The 17116-nt window shown below is 51.4% G+C and carries 13 protein-coding genes and 3 tRNA genes; 13 read left to right on the top strand and 3 right to left on the bottom strand.

Annotated features, from left to right (window positions below):
* Positions 1-6 precede the first annotated feature (6 nt).
* Positions 7-984, bottom strand: a complete 978-nt coding sequence (locus KTH_RS29800) for a GAF domain-containing protein (protein ID WP_497622513.1) — start codon at positions 982-984, stop codon at positions 7-9.
* A gap of 233 nt (positions 985-1217) precedes the next feature.
* Here KTH_RS29800 and KTH_RS29795 point away from each other — a divergent pair, with 233 nt between their 5' ends.
* The 5 genes from KTH_RS29795 (at position 1218) to KTH_RS29775 (ending at position 2550) form a co-directional block, all read left to right on the top strand.
* Entirely contained in the window at positions 1218-1589 is a 372-nt protein-coding gene (locus tag KTH_RS29795; protein ID WP_497622511.1) for a response regulator, read from the top strand.
* 167 nt (positions 1590-1756) lie between these two features.
* Positions 1757-2212, top strand: a complete 456-nt coding sequence (locus KTH_RS29790; protein WP_497622510.1) for a hypothetical protein — start codon at positions 1757-1759, stop codon at positions 2210-2212.
* Positions 2213-2286: 74 nt separating this feature from the next.
* A tRNA-Pro gene (locus tag KTH_RS29785) sits at positions 2287-2359 on the top strand.
* Between the two features lie 4 nt (positions 2360-2363).
* A tRNA-Gly gene (locus KTH_RS29780) sits at positions 2364-2436 on the top strand.
* Between the two features lie 41 nt (positions 2437-2477).
* Positions 2478-2550 (top strand) — tRNA-Gly (locus tag KTH_RS29775).
* 294 nt (positions 2551-2844) lie between these two features.
* Here KTH_RS29775 and ftsA read toward each other — a convergent pair.
* Entirely contained in the window at positions 2845-4080 is a 1236-nt protein-coding gene (gene ftsA, locus KTH_RS29770; protein WP_111322248.1) for a cell division protein FtsA, read from the bottom strand.
* Between the two features lie 1391 nt (positions 4081-5471).
* Here ftsA and KTH_RS29765 point away from each other — a divergent pair.
* A complete protein-coding gene (locus KTH_RS29765; protein WP_497622508.1) occupies positions 5472-7730 on the top strand; it encodes a sodium-translocating pyrophosphatase in 2259 nt (752 codons plus the stop codon).
* A gap of 41 nt (positions 7731-7771) precedes the next feature.
* Here the strand turns inward: KTH_RS29765 and KTH_RS29760 are convergent, their stop codons facing one another.
* Positions 7772-8554 carry a TIGR01458 family HAD-type hydrolase gene (locus KTH_RS29760; RefSeq protein ID WP_497622506.1) on the bottom strand — a complete coding sequence of 261 codons (783 nt, stop codon included), beginning with the start codon at positions 8552-8554 and terminating at the stop codon, positions 7772-7774.
* A gap of 170 nt (positions 8555-8724) precedes the next feature.
* On the opposite strand from KTH_RS29760, the gene uvrB reads away from it, so the two are divergent.
* The 7 genes from uvrB to KTH_RS29725 all read left to right on the top strand — a co-directional run bounded on the left by uvrB (position 8725) and on the right by KTH_RS29725 (position 17101).
* The gene (gene uvrB, locus KTH_RS29755) at positions 8725-10713 is read left to right on the top strand and encodes an excinuclease ABC subunit UvrB (protein WP_111322240.1); all 1989 of its coding nucleotides are present in this window, start codon (positions 8725-8727) and stop codon (positions 10711-10713) included.
* A gap of 536 nt (positions 10714-11249) precedes the next feature.
* Entirely contained in the window at positions 11250-11669 is a 420-nt protein-coding gene (locus KTH_RS29750; protein ID WP_497622504.1) for an S-adenosylmethionine decarboxylase family protein, read from the top strand.
* 184 nt (positions 11670-11853) lie between these two features.
* Positions 11854-12729 (top strand): agmatinase, encoded by an 876-nt coding sequence (speB, locus tag KTH_RS29745; RefSeq protein WP_111322236.1) that lies wholly within the window; start codon positions 11854-11856, stop codon positions 12727-12729.
* A gap of 375 nt (positions 12730-13104) precedes the next feature.
* Positions 13105-13983 (top strand): hypothetical protein, encoded by an 879-nt coding sequence (locus KTH_RS29740; protein ID WP_137686230.1) that lies wholly within the window; start codon positions 13105-13107, stop codon positions 13981-13983.
* Positions 13984-14196: 213 nt separating this feature from the next.
* Complete coding sequence (locus KTH_RS29735; protein WP_111322232.1) at positions 14197-15024, top strand: hypothetical protein; 828 nt, start codon at positions 14197-14199, stop codon at positions 15022-15024.
* A 303-nt stretch (positions 15025-15327) separates the two neighbouring features.
* The gene (locus tag KTH_RS29730) at positions 15328-16320 is read left to right on the top strand and encodes a polyprenyl synthetase family protein (protein WP_170142566.1); all 993 of its coding nucleotides are present in this window, start codon (positions 15328-15330) and stop codon (positions 16318-16320) included.
* Positions 16321-16363: 43 nt separating this feature from the next.
* Positions 16364-17101, top strand: a complete 738-nt coding sequence (locus KTH_RS29725; RefSeq protein ID WP_246046366.1) for a ubiquinone/menaquinone biosynthesis methyltransferase — start codon at positions 16364-16366, stop codon at positions 17099-17101.
* Positions 17102-17116: the final 15 nt, after the last annotated feature.

The raw sequence follows: 17116 nt of genomic DNA, 5'->3' as shown, positions 1-17116 counted from the left end.
AAGGTCCTATGGTAATGTCAGCAACTCATATTCAATCTCTTTCCAGGCCTCCATCTCTGCTTCTTCCGCGGTAATAGCCTGATGCTGTGCCGCGGCGCGCTGGTAGATCCGGGTGACACGCTGACGAAACGTACTGATCGGTCCTTCCTGTCTCGCCGGTTCGGGCATCACCTTCAGGGCAATTCGAGAAGGAGGATAAAAATCTTCCCTGCGCGTTAATGCCAGCGAGAGGAGGTCGCCAAAAGTAGCCAGCAAAGCCAGCCGTGTCTCATTGAAATGCTGCGCAACATGGCTTGAGGCCAGCAAACACCCGGCAATATTGCCCTCAAAACGCAGAGGATATGCAGCGGCACTGAACTCATACTTATCCCGGATAGCAGGGAAAAGCCTGTTGCTGACATGCAGGTCATTATCATAGCGGAGCTGCCCGGAATGAATGGCATACCCGGAGAGAGATTCATATCCCAGAAACAGCACCTCATGTTCAAGGTTTGTTTTCCAGGGATGGACACCTCGCCCGAGACACTGGCGCAGGCTCCACACATTGCCATCCTCACGCGGAGGCATACAGAGAATGAGCCTGACAGCCATACCAGCCTTCTGCGGGTCCAGTTGCTCAAGCGCCTGTTCAAGGATCAGCTCGGAAAGCCGCCAGAAAATCAGGCTTTCGGTTGTCATCGTACGTTCACGCAGGACGCGGGCAAAAAAAGCAGAAGGAATAGTGGAGGAAACACCTTCCATCAGCCAGTTCTGAAAATCGGGATATTGAGCTTGTAATGCGGAGAGGAGATCCTGACGGTAGCTAGAACCTGCCACCTGAGCCAGACGAGCCAGATGCTGTCTGTTGGGTTGGGATTCGCCGTTTGCCCAACGTGTCAGCGTCATCGGGGCGACATGCAACGCCTGAGCCAGTCGGCGGCGCTCTGCCGGAGATTTGATACCGCCCTGCAAAACCTTCATCCAGGGTTGAAGCGATGTACCCATATACGATACGCCTTTTTCATGAACTGTAGCAGTTTCAATTATTCAGATATAACTCTTTTGCCTATGATAACAGAGAAAGTATAAAGAGTCAACAGGAAAACGTTCTCTCTTCCTATATAAAATAAAGCAAGCATTGTAGGAAATAGTAATGAAAGTATACCAGTCGTTTCTGTTTGCTTCTATTGGAAAATACAAGCATAAGCGATATGCTGTGGTTGAAGAAAGGATGGAGAATGATGCGGCGAAAAATTCTGGTGGTCGATGACGATAACGAAGTGCGAGAAATTGCCTCTTTTGTCCTTACACTTCACGGCTTTGACGTCAGCACGGCAGCCAATGGAGCGCAATTACAGGAAAAGCTGGCAATCGAACGCCTCCCTGACCTCATCATCCTGGATATCACGATGCCCGGCGAGAACGGCTACCGTCTCTGCCAGGTATTACGACACTCAAAGCGGACCAAACATATACCCATTATGATCATTACAGCGCACGCAGAGAGCATCTACGCTCGGATCAGCAAGGATCTGGGAGCAGTGCAGCATGTGTCCAAACCATTTCATCCCCTGGAGCTTGTCAAGCGGGTACAATGTATCCTGGGTTGAGGCAGAGACTTAGAATCAGTCGTATACTTAAATAGAGGGAAACAGCCGGGTATCCCCGCTGCTTTATTCCCTGAGCCAATTGGAAACAAAAACACTTGTTTCTACGTTCAAAAGTTGGTATCATTACGAACAGAAGGGTCTATAGAGTTCAAGGAAGCAGAGCCGCTATGCCTAACAGATATGAACGCGAGATAGAGGAAATCCTGCGCAATCTGGAACACTCAGATGCAGAAACAGGAGCACAACGCACACCTGCCTACCGTTCGCGCAAACGGTTTGACTCCTATGCCTCAAAGCAATCTCGCCCGCACTTCAACCTGCGCTTATCCAAAACAGATTGGCTGCTCCTCATCGGCATCCTCTGTGCCCTGATTGGAGGAGGCTTCGCCTACGCTCGACCACACGACTACGCCGACCTTTATACCGGTATCTTTGCAACCATTGCCACACTCTGCATATTCCTGGTTGCATTCTCCCACTTTCTCTTTCGGCCTCACCGTCCCCGTTCGTATCGTTATGGAAACGTCACCATCACGCCGCTACGTCGTGGCCCGTTCGACCAGATCAGGACGCAGTGGAATCTGCTCATGCTCAAGTTGCGCTACAGACGAAAAAAGAAGTAGCAGTTCGTGCGAAATTCCCGGCCCCGGGGTACTTGACAAGTCGGCGGAAGCATGCTATATTTCTATCACGCTAACGGGGTGTAGCGCAGTTGGTAGCGCGCCTGCTTTGGGAGCAGGAGGTCCGCGGTTCGAGTCCGCGCATCCCGATATTGCGGGAGTAACTCAGTTGGTAGAGTGCCTGCCTTCCAAGCAGAATGTCGCGGGTTCGAGTCCCGTCTCCCGCTCTTCTCCCCCTACAGGGAAACCCTGAAAGCTCATGCCATCTGCGGGAGTAACTCAGTTGGTAGAGTGCCTGCCTTCCAAGCAGAATGTCGCGGGTTCGAGTCCCGTCTCCCGCTCTCTTCAGTCCCTTTGCTACGGCAAAGGGGCTTTTTTTTGCTCCACTACTACAACTCAGTAGCAGGGCATGCTCTGTACCCCTTCTTATCACAATACAGAGCATGCGTACACCCGGCCCATCCTTCAGCTAGCATGGTATATGCAGATAATATCCTTCATCCACCAGCGTTTTGCTCTCTTTCCAGACACATGATTGATCATACGCTTATCTATACATATCAATACATAGATTTAGAATGCTCAAAAACAGCATACTCTTATGACATACAACACGAAAACGTCGCTGTGCTAATCTATGATATAAGCGCTTTCACGAAACGCTCAAGTGGTGAGATAGCAATTGGCGCGGGATCTTCGGTGATGCGCTCTTCATAAGCCGGGGACGAAGCATATCGCATTCCCCAGAGCAACAGACCAGCAGCCGTTGCATATGCAGGCTGATTGACTGACTCATTAAAACTATAGAGATCGAATGGTGCACCGACCCGCGTGGGCAGATCCACATACTGGTTCATTGTCGTACGAATTCCCGGCAGGTTCGCGCTTCCTCCCGTCAACACAATGCCCGCGGGCAAGAGCCCTTCATATCCTGCCTTCCTGATTTCATTCAGCACCATACCACACAGCTCTTCAACCCGGGCTTCGATAATCTCTGAGAGGAGCTTGCGCGGCACCAGATCACTACAGCCGGTGATAAAAGGCATCAGATCAATCATATCATCATCCCGGATTGCCGCCGGATTGGAATGCCCATACAGAATTTTCAACTGCTCCGCAACAGAAATCGGAAGCCGCAGCCCGATCGCAATATCATTGGTGATCAGGTTGCCGCCAATAGGAAGCACAGCCGTATGGCAGACAGCGCCATCCGCAAAGATCGCCATATCTGTTGTTCCACCGCCGATATCAAGCACCACAATCCCCATCTCGGCTTCACCCTCATTTAACACTGCTTCGCTCGCCGCCAGTGAGCTCACCACCAGTTGCTCAACCTCGATCCCCGCATGCTGGACGCAGCGCGTCAGATTCAGCAAAGAAGAGACCGCTCCGGTCACGATATGGGTATCCACTTCCAGCCGAAAGCCGGACATACCGATCGGGTTCTGAATGCCATAGACGCCATCCACACTATACCCGCGTGGCACCACATGCACAACTTCGCGATTAGCAGGAAGCGCAACCGCCCGCGCAATTTCAAGGGCACGGTCCACATCATCCTCAGCAATATCGCGACCATAAGGAGAAATAGCTACACACCCGCTACTATTCAGAGAGGCAATATGCGTTCCAGATACTCCAATATACGCAGTGGAGATTCGTTTACCCGCTAACCGTTCGGCTCGCTCCAGTGCAGCAGCGATTGAGGATATAGCGTCCTCCATATGGATAATCATTCCCCGCTTCAAGCCGCGAGCCGGACAAGAGCTCGCACCAGTAATTATCAATTCCCCATCCTGGTCAATCTCACCAATTAAAACGCTGACCTTTGTTGTTCCCACATCAACACTAGCAATAACGCGCTCTTTCATTCCAGGTGCTCCTACAAATCACTACAAATCAGGTACCCTTGCAAACAAGCATCTATATACTTATACCGGTTCAGGAGGGAAGAAAGATACCAGATGATTGCGAAAAAGTGAAATTCACGCCATGCCCCAGAGAAAAAATGAGTGGCAAGTGCATCACAGGGAGGGCCTGCACCCATCCCCGCTCAACGCCATCCATGCGCCCGGTACCATTCATCCACCAGTATACTGAGAGGGAAGAAAAGCATCATGCTCCAAAAGTAGAATAACAACCTAGAGAACTCTCCCGCATAATTACGACGAAAGTAGGATATCAGGAAAACTGGAAAGATGACGCCACCTCAGCGACTCTTACCAGACATCAACTTCTTATTTTCCACTTTCTTTATGGAAAAGGCGCTTATCTTTACTCATTATTATCTTCTATAGGTCATCATGAGGGCAAGAGGGACAGGGAGAAAACGCGTATAGTTTGTATTGTCAGAAAAGTGCTTCCCGTCTCTATTACCCTGGGGGGACGACCAATGAGTGTTGTGCCTGTTCCCCATGCAGCGCTGCGTCTCTTCTGCTTTGTGCTCCGGTTTGACTATCGCTGAAACCAGGAGAAACAAAGGGGTTGAACGCGTACCGCAACCGGTAACACTGCCTTTTCCAGGAAAGGAAGAGAATACGAAGTGATGGACGCTTGCTCTTCAATCCGAGTTGCATGGAGAATTGTTCAGGACATTTAAGGCGAATCTGGAGCTGTTTTCACCTCTTCATTTACAGTATACACCAGTTTCTCAAAAATAGTAATCAACCCTGTCGTCTTATCTGGCTGACTCTCCCTTTCAGCATGAAAAACCTATCATCTCTCTATGAACGCTTGCATATACCAAATTTTGTCTATCCATTCTTCCAGACATTCCGACAGGGCAGGGAGTGCACACGGTGTCGCACGCCTTTGCAAGGCTCCTCTGAGAAATGGGTAGCACTCGTCCTTCTTGATGAAAGCAGAGCGGCTTTCACCAAAAAGGGAATATACCGTCATATTCCAGACCGAGAAGCGACATAAAAAAGCACAACCACTGGATAAAACCGACTACCTATTTCATTTTTCATTTATCGAATTCAGCAGAAAAAGAATTACTGAAAAGCATAAGAATCGGCACAGGGTGCGCTTTCATAGAAAGATGAAACGATTTCTATGGAGATTTATCGCAAATATTACAATCTTGACGAAAGACAATCCAGTATGATAAATAATAAAGACGTTCTACTAAAAGCTGTACCAGATCGCTGCTCGATAAGGTACCCATCTTCCAGACATGCTTAGCCACCTTTGAGAGACAGCCTCATCCTGACAAAGCGATGTTGGGAGATGCTTACTGTCTTATGGAGGAAGTTTTTTTACAATGGTTAACTTCATCTGGGTTCCCATTGTCGTGGGCCTACTCGCTGTGCTGTTTGCAGCATACCTTGTCTCCTATGTGCTTCGTAAAGATCGCGGCACACCTGAAATGCAAAAGATTGCAAACGCTATTTTCGCAGGTGCGACAGCCTATCTGAATCGCCAGTATCGTACAATCGCTCTTCTTTCCATTGTGGTTGGGCTGGTAGTTGCCGCAGCGCTTGCCTTTCTTGGACAGGGTTCTCAAGCAGACAAAATTGATCTTGCATGGCATACCGCAGTAGCGTTCCTGGTCGGAGCACTCTGCTCAGGCATCTCGGGATATATTGGAATGTATGTTGCGGTACAGTCAAACAGCCGTACAGCCAGCGCGGCCAGGCGCAGCCTCGGTGAAGCGCTGGTCGTTTCTTTACGCGGCGGCGCTGTTTCAGGCTTTCTGGTTGTGGCGCTTTCGCTCCTCGGGGTTTCCGCCCTCTTTCTCCTTTTTGGGGGATATGTTAATGCAGGACATACACCCTCCTTGCTTGTTGGCTTTGGTTTTGGTGCCAGTTTTGTCGCCCTCTTCGCCCAGCTTGGTGGCGGCATCTACACAAAAGCAGCCGACGTCGGCGCAGACCTTGTGGGAAAGGTTGAGGCCAATATCCCGGAAGATGATCCACGAAACCCCGCCGTTATTGCCGATCTGGTCGGCGATAACGTGGGAGACTGTGCCGGACGCGGTGCCGACCTCTTTGAGTCCACTGCCGCCGAGAATATTGGTACGATGATTCTCGGGGCAACGCTCTATCAGGCAACGGGAAACATCGGCTGGATGCTCTTTCCGCTCGTGGTTGGAGCTTTCGGGATTATCGCCTCTGCCATCGGCGTGCTGTATGTTCGCGCCTCAAATGTCATTGAGCCAGATAAGGCCGCGGGGCGCGACCCAAGCCAGATCGCAATGAATCAGCTCAATATTGGCTACTACATTACCTGTATCATCTCCGTGATAGGTATTTTCCTGGGAAGCTATCTGTTACTTGGCGGAAATGCGGTTCCAGCAAACTACTCTATCCCGGCCTGGGTCTGGTATGGGCTGGCGGGATGTGTTGGTATCTTACTGAGCGTTGCCTTTGTCTTTATCACCCAGTATTACACCGCCGGAACATGGCGACCGGTCCGCGAGATTGCTGAATCCTCGATCACCGGGCCAGCCACAACCATCATTTCCGGGATCACTATTGGCTTTGAATGTGTTGTCATGCCCGCCCTGGCAATTTCGGCGGCCCTCGGACTCTCCTACTTCTTCGGGAGTCAGGTCCAGTTGCCAGTTGAGCTGCAACGGCTGGGTGTCATCAATGTCAGCGGTATCTTCGGGACAGCGATCGCGACAGTGGGCATGCTGATGAGCTGTGCCTACGTGCTGACAATGGATACCTTTGGCCCCATCACTGATAACGCTGGCGGCATCACAGAGATGAGCGGGCAGCCCGAAGCCGTCCGCCAGATTACAGATGCGCTCGATAGCGTTGGCAACACCACCAAAGCACTGACAAAAGGCTATGGGCTCGGTTCCGCCGCGCTGGCTGCCTTCCTGCTGTTCAGTGCATACCTTGATGTCCTGTATGGCTTCAAGCATGATGCCACTGTCTATCGGGTTGATATCGCTAATATCGCTATCTTTATTGCGGCGCTTCTCGGCCTGACCCTGATTTTCTTCTTCTGCTCTCTGGCAATCAGAGCCGTGGGCACAGCATCCAAACGCATGATTGAAGAGGTACGCCGGCAGTTCCGCGAGATGCCAAATATTATGGCTGATGATCCAGCCGATCGCGTCGATCCAGACTATGCGCGCTGTGTGGATATCAGCACCAATGGGGCCCTGCGAGCAATGATTCTGCCGGGTGCGATTGCAGTGCTGACCCCGATTGCAGTTGGGATGATTCTTGGTCCACAGGCAGCAGCAGGCATGCTGATGGTCAGTACAATGGGCGGCATCGTCGTTGCTCTCTTCCTGAACAACGGTGGCGGTGCCTGGGATAACGCCAAGAAATATATTGAGTCGGGCTTCCTGCGTGCCAATGTGAAAGGGCAGGTCGTCAGTCGCACCGACCCTGAAGGCATTGTCCTCGGAAAGAACAGCGAGGCCCATAAAGCCAGTGTTATCGGAGACACCGTCGGCGATCCTTTCAAGGATACTGCCGGGCCCTCACTCCATGTGCTGATTAAGCTGCTCAGCACGATAACATTGGTCCTTGCACCACTTTTCTATCTCCTGCATGGATAGAAGAGAGAAGGGGCTACCGTGCAGTGCTGGTAGTCCCTTTTTTAGGGCTGTAAGAGCGCAGGCAAATCAGCAATTGAGGGCAAAATAGCATCCGGCTGAATATGCTCTGGCAACGCTGTCCCTGCTGAATATTTCCCCGTACAGACCAGTACACCACGAATCCCGGCCTTTTGCGCCCCCGCGACATCGTTGACGACATCATCACCCAGCATAAGCGCCTCCGAGGCCTCAACCCCGAGCGAATGCAAAGCCTGTTCAAAAAAGGCCCGATCTGGCTTGCCAAGCACAACCGCCTGCTTTCCGGTCGCCTGTTCCAACGCGTAAACAAAAGGGCCGCTATCAAGCTGTAGGCCCTCTGTCGTTCGCCAGTAGAGGTTCTTATGCATAGCCAGCAGGGGCGCACCCTTCATCAGCAAGCGAAATGCCTTGTTCATTGTCTCATACGAAAGCAGCTCTTCAGCACCACCGATTACCACAACCTCGGCATCCTCTTCTGTTAACGGGATACCGGCAAAATCGTCAGTAGTGTCGCCTTTCGAGATCACCCAACAGCGTTTGTCTGGATAGGTCGCGCGAATATAGCTGGCAGTCGCCACAGGAGCCGTGATGATCGCGTCTTCCTCCACTGGCAAACCGATTGCCTGTAAGCGCTCGGCCAGAGCGCTCCGCTTCATGGTAGTTGTATTGGTCACAAAGGCAACACGATAGCCATTGCCGGCAAGCCAGGTTAACGCTTCGGTAGCTCCCGCAACAGGCTGCATACCAACATGCAACACCCCATCGATATCAAGCAGCACGCCACGAATTGTATCTGTCCCTTTCATATACTTTCATCCTTCCAAAGAGAAAGAAACTCTTTTTTCGTCGAGAAGAGAGTATGGACGCTCTATGCATTCTATATCATGCATTCTCCCTCTCCGCAAGAGAGCAGAGAAGTGATATAATAGACGGGACTGGAAAAAATATTCTACACAAGGACCGGGGAAACACCTTTATGCCTGAATTTAAAGTTGAAGCACCTTTTCAGCCAACCGGCGATCAGCCAGAAGCCATTGCAAAGCTGGCAGAAGGGATCAAGAAGGGGTATAAATATCAGACGCTTCTGGGAGTCACCGGAAGTGGAAAAACCTACACAGTGGCCAAAGTGGTCGAGCAGGTACAAAAGCCTACACTGGTACTGGCTCCCAATAAGACGCTTGCCGCTCAACTGTATAGCGAATACAAAGAGTTCTTTCCGAATAATGCTGTAGAGTACTTTGTCTCCTACTATGACTACTATCAGCCAGAAGCCTATATCCCGCGTACAGATACCTATGTCGAAAAAGAAAGCATGCTCAATGAGGAGATCGAAAAATTGCGCCTGTCTGCAACGCGCAGCCTCTTTGAGCGTCGCGACGTGCTTATTGTAGCCTCGGTCTCCTGTATCTATGGTCTGGGTAGTCCTGAAGAATATAATCAGGTGGTTCTTACCCTGAAAGTCGGCGAAGAGCGCCGCCGAGATCGCATTCTACGCCATCTGACCTCGATCCAGTATGAGCGCAATGACGCAAACTTTACTCGTGGTCGGTTCCGGGTTCGTGGCGATGTGCTTGAGATCTTCCCGGCCTATGAAGACCTGGCCGTACGGATTGAGTTTTTCGGCGATGAGATCGAGCGCATGACTGAGATTGACCCGCTGACCGGCGAAGTTCTGGGTCAGCGCCAGCGACTCGATATCTACCCGGCAAAACACTGGGTTACCACCCAGGAACGCCTGAACAAAGCCATTGAGTCGATCCAGCAAGAGCAAGAGGAGCGCCTACAGCAGCTCGAAGCCGAAGGCAAGCTCCTTGAGGCCGCACGCCTGAAACAGCGCACCAACTTTGATATTGAGATGCTGCGTGAGACAGGAATCTGTTCCGGCATCGAGAACTATTCACGCCATCTGTCGGGACGTGCCCCCGGAGAACAGCCCTGGACACTGCTCGACTACATGCCGGAAGACTTTCTTCTTGTGGTCGATGAGTCGCATGTGGCCCTCCCGCAGGTTCGCGGCATGTATGCAGGTGACCGATCGCGTAAGCAGGTATTGGTTGATTATGGCTTCCGCCTGCCTTCGGCCCTGGATAACCGCCCACTGACGTTCTCAGAGTTTGAGCGTCAGATCAAGCAGGCACTCTTCGTATCGGCCACACCCGGCCCGTATGAATATGAGCATAGCACCGCCATTGTCGAGCAGCTTATCCGCCCAACCGGTCTGATCGATCCGGCTATCTCAGTGCGACCAACAAAGGGGCAGATCGATGATCTGATCGCGGAGATTCGTGCCCGCGTCGAAAAGGAACAACGTGTTCTGGTCACGACACTGACGAAGAAAATGGCCGAAGATCTTGCTGACTATATGCAGGAGTTGAATATCAAGGTCCATTACCTGCATTCCGAGATCGACACCATTGAGCGAGTTGAGATCTTACGAGACCTGCGTATGGGCGTCTACGATGTCGTGGTCGGTATCAACCTTCTGCGTGAGGGTCTGGACCTACCAGAAGTATCACTGGTCGCGATTCTGGATGCCGATAAAGAGGGCTTCCTGCGCTCTGAAGGCTCCCTGATCCAGACAATCGGACGCGCAGCCCGCCACGTTGAAGGAAGCGTGATTATGTATGCAGATACCATTACAGGCTCAATGCAACGCGCGATCGACGAGACCAATCGCCGCCGCCGTTTGCAAATCGCCTATAATGAGCAGCACCATATCACACCTCGCGGTATCAAGAAAGAAGTAAAGACCCTCTCGGAACGCCTGAAAGCGATGAGCGGAGCGGAGGAAGCTAATGAACAGGCTGCTGCTAAAGTGCTGAACGGTATCCCGAAAGATGAAGCGATCCGCTTGATTAAGGATCTGGAAGCGCAGATGCGCACCGCCGCCAAACAACTCGAATTTGAGAAAGCAGCCCAGTTGCGCGACCAGATTATTGAGGTCAGGCGCTCGATGATTGAATAATGACAACAGGGAGGAGGCCTCTGTTCCCTCCTCCTTCTGTCCCCTCACACTCGACACATACTTGAGCGTCAAGCGACAACATACCCTGCCATGCCTCAGATTGTGCTCGCTTGAGCCCGCCTTCAGCATATCTCGATACAACGATCCAATACCTCCCAATCCCGGAGTTATCTATTCCCGTTTCCGAACAGGAAGAAACGGCAGAAGAGGAAAAAGCGATGCTGTTCAGGCCCTTCTGCGGGCTATTACACCTAATGACAACCTTTTTTTCCTATTTAGTGAAACCATAAACTGAGTATTAGGTGGAGAGAAGGCCTGTTCTCTGGATGCAGTCGAACTGATTATTAGGTGGAAGAGATCTATTGCACCCGGTAAAAAAATTCACACTTTTCTTTTGCCAATTACTTGACAAACTACTATATAATATCAACCGTATGCTTTTTGCATGCGACAGATACCATGATTCAGGCACTTAGCCTATTCATTAACCCACGTAACGAAATCTTGTGGAGGAAGATGCGATGCTCGTACACCTGATGTTGGAACTCTACAACATCGACCGTGGTATCCTGGAGAATGAACCGCTGCTCCGCCGTGTTCTCACTGAGTACCCGGACCGTGTTGGAATGGAGAAGGTCAGCCCGGTCCACCTCTATGATATTGAAACTTCTAATCCATTGGATGCGGGGATGTCTGGTTTTGTCGTTATCGCGCAAAGCCATATCAGTCTGCATGCCTGGCCCGAATATGGCGAAGTAGATATCGATATATGCTCCTGCAAAGAATTCAGTCAGGAAGACGCTATAGCATATGCAAAAGAGATTTTCCAGACTGACGATGTAGAATCCCATTTCGTGGTCAGGGCAACGCGCTCACTCCGCCCTGATGAGCCAGATCCTGCCCGCCTCGAAGCAGCTCTCGCCGCTCGCCGGAAAAAGGCGACGGAGGTACGCTAAGGGCACAAAGGGAAAGGCAGATTTTCTATTTGCCATTCATTCTAGCTATACTGGAGGATGAGGAGTATTTATACAGGCATCGTATCTTCTCCCATCCTCCCTCTCTTGCTCCCCAATTCGATTATTTAGATAGCAACCAGGCATTTATCAACGCCTGCATAAATACAGTAAAGGGTCTTGAGGTATGGTCAATCCTCCTGGCATTCAATTCCTGGCACCTGATGCCCCCTATTGTGAGCCAGATAAAGCAAAGGTTATCATTATTCCTGCTCCCCTCGAATATAGCGTATGCTATATGAAGGGGACCGCCAGAGGGCCAGAAGCGATCCTTGAGGCTTCTGGCCAGATGGAACTGTATGACGAAGAGCTTGACTGTTGCCCAACAGACATAGGCGTGCACACTCGCGCCCCACTGGACTATAGCGGTATGGATCATGCAGCCGCACTCAAAGCCACCGGCGACGCAGTGCGCGAGGTATTGCAACGCGGACAATTCCCGTTCACGCTCGGCGGGGAGCACTCGCTTTCTGCCCCCGTCATTCAAGCAGTCCATGAACACTACCCGGATCTCACCGTAGTCCATATTGACGCACATGGAGACCTGCGCGACACCTACGAAGGTACCCCTCTCTCGCATGCCTGTATCGAGCGGCGCGTGGTTGATATGGGAATTCCCCTACTGGAGATCGGTATTCGCAGTTTCAGCCCGGAAGAAGTTGCGTTTATGAAAACCAGGCCGAACGTCTCCATCGTCTGGGCCTACGAAATCGCACGTGGCACGGCCCAAATTCCCTGGGAGCGTCTGGGCAAACATACCTATATCACGCTTGATCTTGACGCCTTTGACCCTGCCGCAATGCCAGCAGTAGGCACCCCGGAACCCGGAGGCCTCTCATGGTATCAGGTTCTCGATCTGGTGCGGGAAGTATGCCGCCGGTCCACCGTCGTTGGCATGGACGTTGTTGAGCTCTGTCCGATGCCCAATCAGGCTCATGCGGAGTTTCTGGCAGCCCGTCTGGTGCATAAGATGCTCGGGTACCGCTTTTTCGCCAAACAATAACTACTTTCTTTCCCTCTATCGAGACGGAGAGAGGCGTTTCCTCGTTGTAGAAAAAGGGGAGGAATGCGGGAAGAGATCTCACCTCCGATCTTCCCGCATTCTCAGCTTCACCTCACCGGCCCAGGAAGCTCCCGTCTTCAGGCGGGAGAGGAATGGGCCCACCTTTAGCGGGAGGCCATTGACCCTTTTGTATGCTTATTCCCATCGTTGCTATACTGACAAGGGAAGAGTTATACTCTCCTCTTTTTCAAAAAACCGTCTGGTGAATAATTGATGACACGCTTGATAAGACAATTAAAAAGACGCTATAGAGAAACGCAGAAACTCTCTCTTCTGACCTGTTTTTTGCTCTGCCTCCTTACAAGCTGTACCACAGTGCAAAACAATGTCGTGGGCAGCACCCAACCACAACAAAGCGCACCACGCCAGCAGATCATGCTGAACGCAGATGATCCCGCTCAGCCGATTATTCGCACGCTCTACGGCGGCGGCCTGCATGGGACACTTTCCTTCAGCCCACAGATCAGCATTTATAGCGATGGCACATACGTGCTTGGCGTCGAAAAAAAGGGACAGCTTGCCTCAGACAGCCTGCAAACGCTGCTGGATACACTTGCCAACACCTACAACCTGTTTGATTTCTCACGCAAGCAATTCTCTGATATTCAGGATCAAAACTCAACCTATCTACAACTGGCCTTCAATGGCAAGCAAACTCAATTGCAGTATGGGACTTTTGGACACTATCAGGCCAACGCGCAGGATCGTGATGAATACACCCGGCTCGGGAAAGCCCTGACTGCCATCTCGGAGGCGCTCACAGGCCCAACAGAGCCTTATCAAACCAATCACTACGCGCTACTGATCCGCCGCGCCTATGGCGCTGATCCTACGGCCTCTCATCCGGCATGGCCACTCACCGAGTATACTGCGGAACAAGCGGCATATTCCGAGTGCGGCAAAAATCCCGCAAATGAGAACACCCCCAATCTGGAAACAAGCTGCCTGAAATTTACCCTGCCGGCACATGGTCTGCTCCTGACTTCAGAACAGGTTCAGCAATTCAAAGAGGTGATGAAGGGGGCGCAACAGGATTTTGAGGAAAATGGGAACTATTACACCGTCACGTTACGGCCTTTGCTTCCCGATGAACAGGCCAATCATCGGCTTGCCATGTTTGGCAGTGCGCAGAGCGATTTTCGTGCTGTGCCTTTGCTTCAGCAGCCCAAACCAGAGCAAGAAAGTGGCTCCTGAACCGGTCTGGTCAGGGCCAACCGTTTCTATTCTCTTCTTTCAGGGGGATGTGGTATACTGAAGGAGACGTGCTATCTACACAACCGTTGTAGCCACCAACGCGCGTCTCTTATAGTGTGGAAGGATAATGGGAGGCAGCAGGAGGGGCTAGCCGAACTAACCACCCACTTTTAACAACATCCCCCAGCACAAAGTTAAAGCATGAAAGGATTTATGACCAGAGATTTCAGTAAATCAGGGCGAGAAGACAAACGCCCGCCACGCGATATGTCCACCAATCAGTATCGCAATGAGCAGCAAGCGCGTCCCACCCGTGTACGTCTCAGCCGTGAGGTTGTAGATCGGGGTTGGGCCCTGGGCGCTCAAAACAGACATGCTGATTATCAGCCGCGCAATAACGGCTCTATGTATCCTTACCAGAATGGTCGGACACAGTCAGCATCTTCCTCCAATAACGGGTATGGTAGCAGTAGGCGGGGGCAGCGACCACAACATAATCATGCGAATCCGGTATCTCCACACAACAACTACCAGAGTCCCTTTTCCTCAAACCCAAATAGCCGAGGACAGACACCTCGCGACTCCTATCAGAAACCGAGGAAAGGAGGGTATACCCCATATCACGAAAGGAGCAGTCAGCACCAGTCACATGAAACGCGGTACCAACCCCCTTACGGTGGGCAGTACCAGGACAGAAGACCCTCCAAAAATGCTGCGCGCTTCGAGGGAGATTATGAGTCCTTTACTCATACATTTGAAAATCCCGGGCATTCTTCCCAGCATAAACCCACACACCATAAGACACCAACGAACAAACCACCACGACAGGAACGGCATACAACACAGCTCAGTAGTGGTCGTGTTTTAAAGGGTTCGCGGCCCGCTCAACGCAAGCAGGCCCGTTTCTGGCAAGAAATCGAGCAGGATACAGCCGAGCTCTTACAGGGCGTTCGACACAATAAGCCAGAAAATTCCCCTTCTCATGAGCAGAAAAAACGGGCCGAAGGCCGCCAGCATGCTCAGGATGAGGAGAAACAGTAGCCGTTTCACAACGCGTTTCGCACGCTTTTAAAGTTCAGGTTTGTTCATATGGGTGTCCAGTCGTTCTCTGGGCACCCATCCTATTTCATGTGCAGGCACACCACGAAACATCGATACAAAGCCCAACTTGTGATACACTAATGACGGTTGCACATGGCCCTATTCTGTAATAGACAGCACACGCTATAATCTATACAGGATTATATTTTTTATCTGGATAAACAGGGAGCCTCGTACACGCGCTTTGTTCTGCTCCAGGCCAGGTGCACAATGCCAGAAGATAGACGAAATGGAGAATTCCTGATGAATACAACGGCGGCCACTTTGAGCCGACTCTTTTCCAGTATTCAGGCCGATTTAGACCTTGTAGATAAAACATTTCAAGAAAGGGCATCCTCCGGGCTGGACATTCTTAACTCAGCCTCAATGCATGCCCTGGGCTCCCCAGGAAAGCGGCTTCGCACCGCAATAACCCTCCTGGCAGGAAAACTCAAGAACTACAATATCGAAAAGCTCTTACCACTGAGTGTCGCGTATGAAATGCTGCATCTAGCGACACTGATCCATGATGATATTGTTGACGAAGCCAAAACCCGACGCGGACAGCCAACCGTCAATGCTGTCTGGGGAGATAAGATCGCTATACTGCTTGGAGACTACTACTTCGCCAAAACCGCAGGCCTGATCGCTGATATTGAGGATCACCGCATTGATCACCTCTTCTCAGATACGGTCGCAACTGTCTGTGAAGGAACCATTCTGGAAATGATGACCGCCGGGCAAATTGATCTCACGATTGAAACCTACTACGAGAAAATCAAGCATAAAACAGCCTGTCTGATGGCTGCCTGTAGTAAAGGTGGCGCAACCGTATGCGGCGCTTCGCCTGAAGAGATTGAGCAGCTCTACCTGTACGGCCTGCACCTGGGCGTCGCCTTCCAGATTATTGATGATATTCTGGACTATACGCAGGATCAATCAACCATCGGCAAACCAGCCGGAAATGATCTTCGCCAGGGGATGGTAACGCTTCCGCTTATTTACGCACTACAAGAAAACGCGTCCGCTGACCGACGCCAGCAGATACAGCACATTTTAGGCGGTCAGTCACAGGATGAAGACGAGATTCGCTCTGTCGTTGATTGGGTTGTTCAGAGTGACGCGATCAATCGATCTTTTGAAGCAGCAGAGGAGCACGGAGCAAAAGCGCGAGAAGCGCTCTACAGCTTCGCCCCCTCGTCTCACCGCGACATCCTGGATGAGCTGGTCGACTTTGTGATTGTCCGCAACCGCTGATACAACTCCGATAGGATACATGTCAATGAGCATCAAAACGTCTATGAATCTAGAGGAAAAGTTTCGCGAGACCGGGGGAAAGCGCCCTTATGTCCAGCGTCTCTTTGGCCGCATCGCAGGCGTCTATGATCTGATGAATCGGCTGATGAGTTTGGGATTGGATATCTACTGGCGCAAACGGGCGGCTCGCTATCTGGCTCTAGCTACCGGTGAAACGGGGCTGGATCTGGGAACCGGGACCGCTGATCTCGCTATCACTGTAGTTCGTCAGGCCAAACCTGGTACCCGCATGATTGGCATGGATATTGTGCCGGAAATGCTGGAACAGGGCCGTAAGAAAATTAAACGACTCGGACTTGAGGAAAGCATTGAGCTCCGTACCGGCGACGCAGAACATATCGATCTGCCCGACAATAGTGTTGATGGGTGCTGTCATGGCTTTATTGCCCGCAATCTGACCAACCTTCGCCAGGGCTTTAGCGAAATGTTGCGTGTTGTCCGCCCTGGTGGTCGGGTCGTCTGCCTGGAGATCACCCACCCGCCCGGCAAGATCTTCCGCACATTGTTCTATATCTATTTTTATAAGCTGGTCCCACTTCTTGGCCGTCTGGTTGGTAAAGCACCGGAAGAATACAACTACCTGCCTAATTCCCTGACGGTCTTCCCGGATGCTCCGCACCTCAAGGAGCTGATGGAAGAGGTTGGCTGGAGCGACGTTCGCTATTACTACCTGAACAACGGACTGGTCGCTATTCATGTGGGCACCAAGCCAGAACAATAGAGGCGCTTGTACTGT

Source organism: Thermosporothrix sp. COM3, from assembly GCF_059696735.1.
The sequence above is the reverse complement of the archived record's forward strand: the minus strand, read 5'-3'. Positions and strand labels throughout refer to the sequence as shown.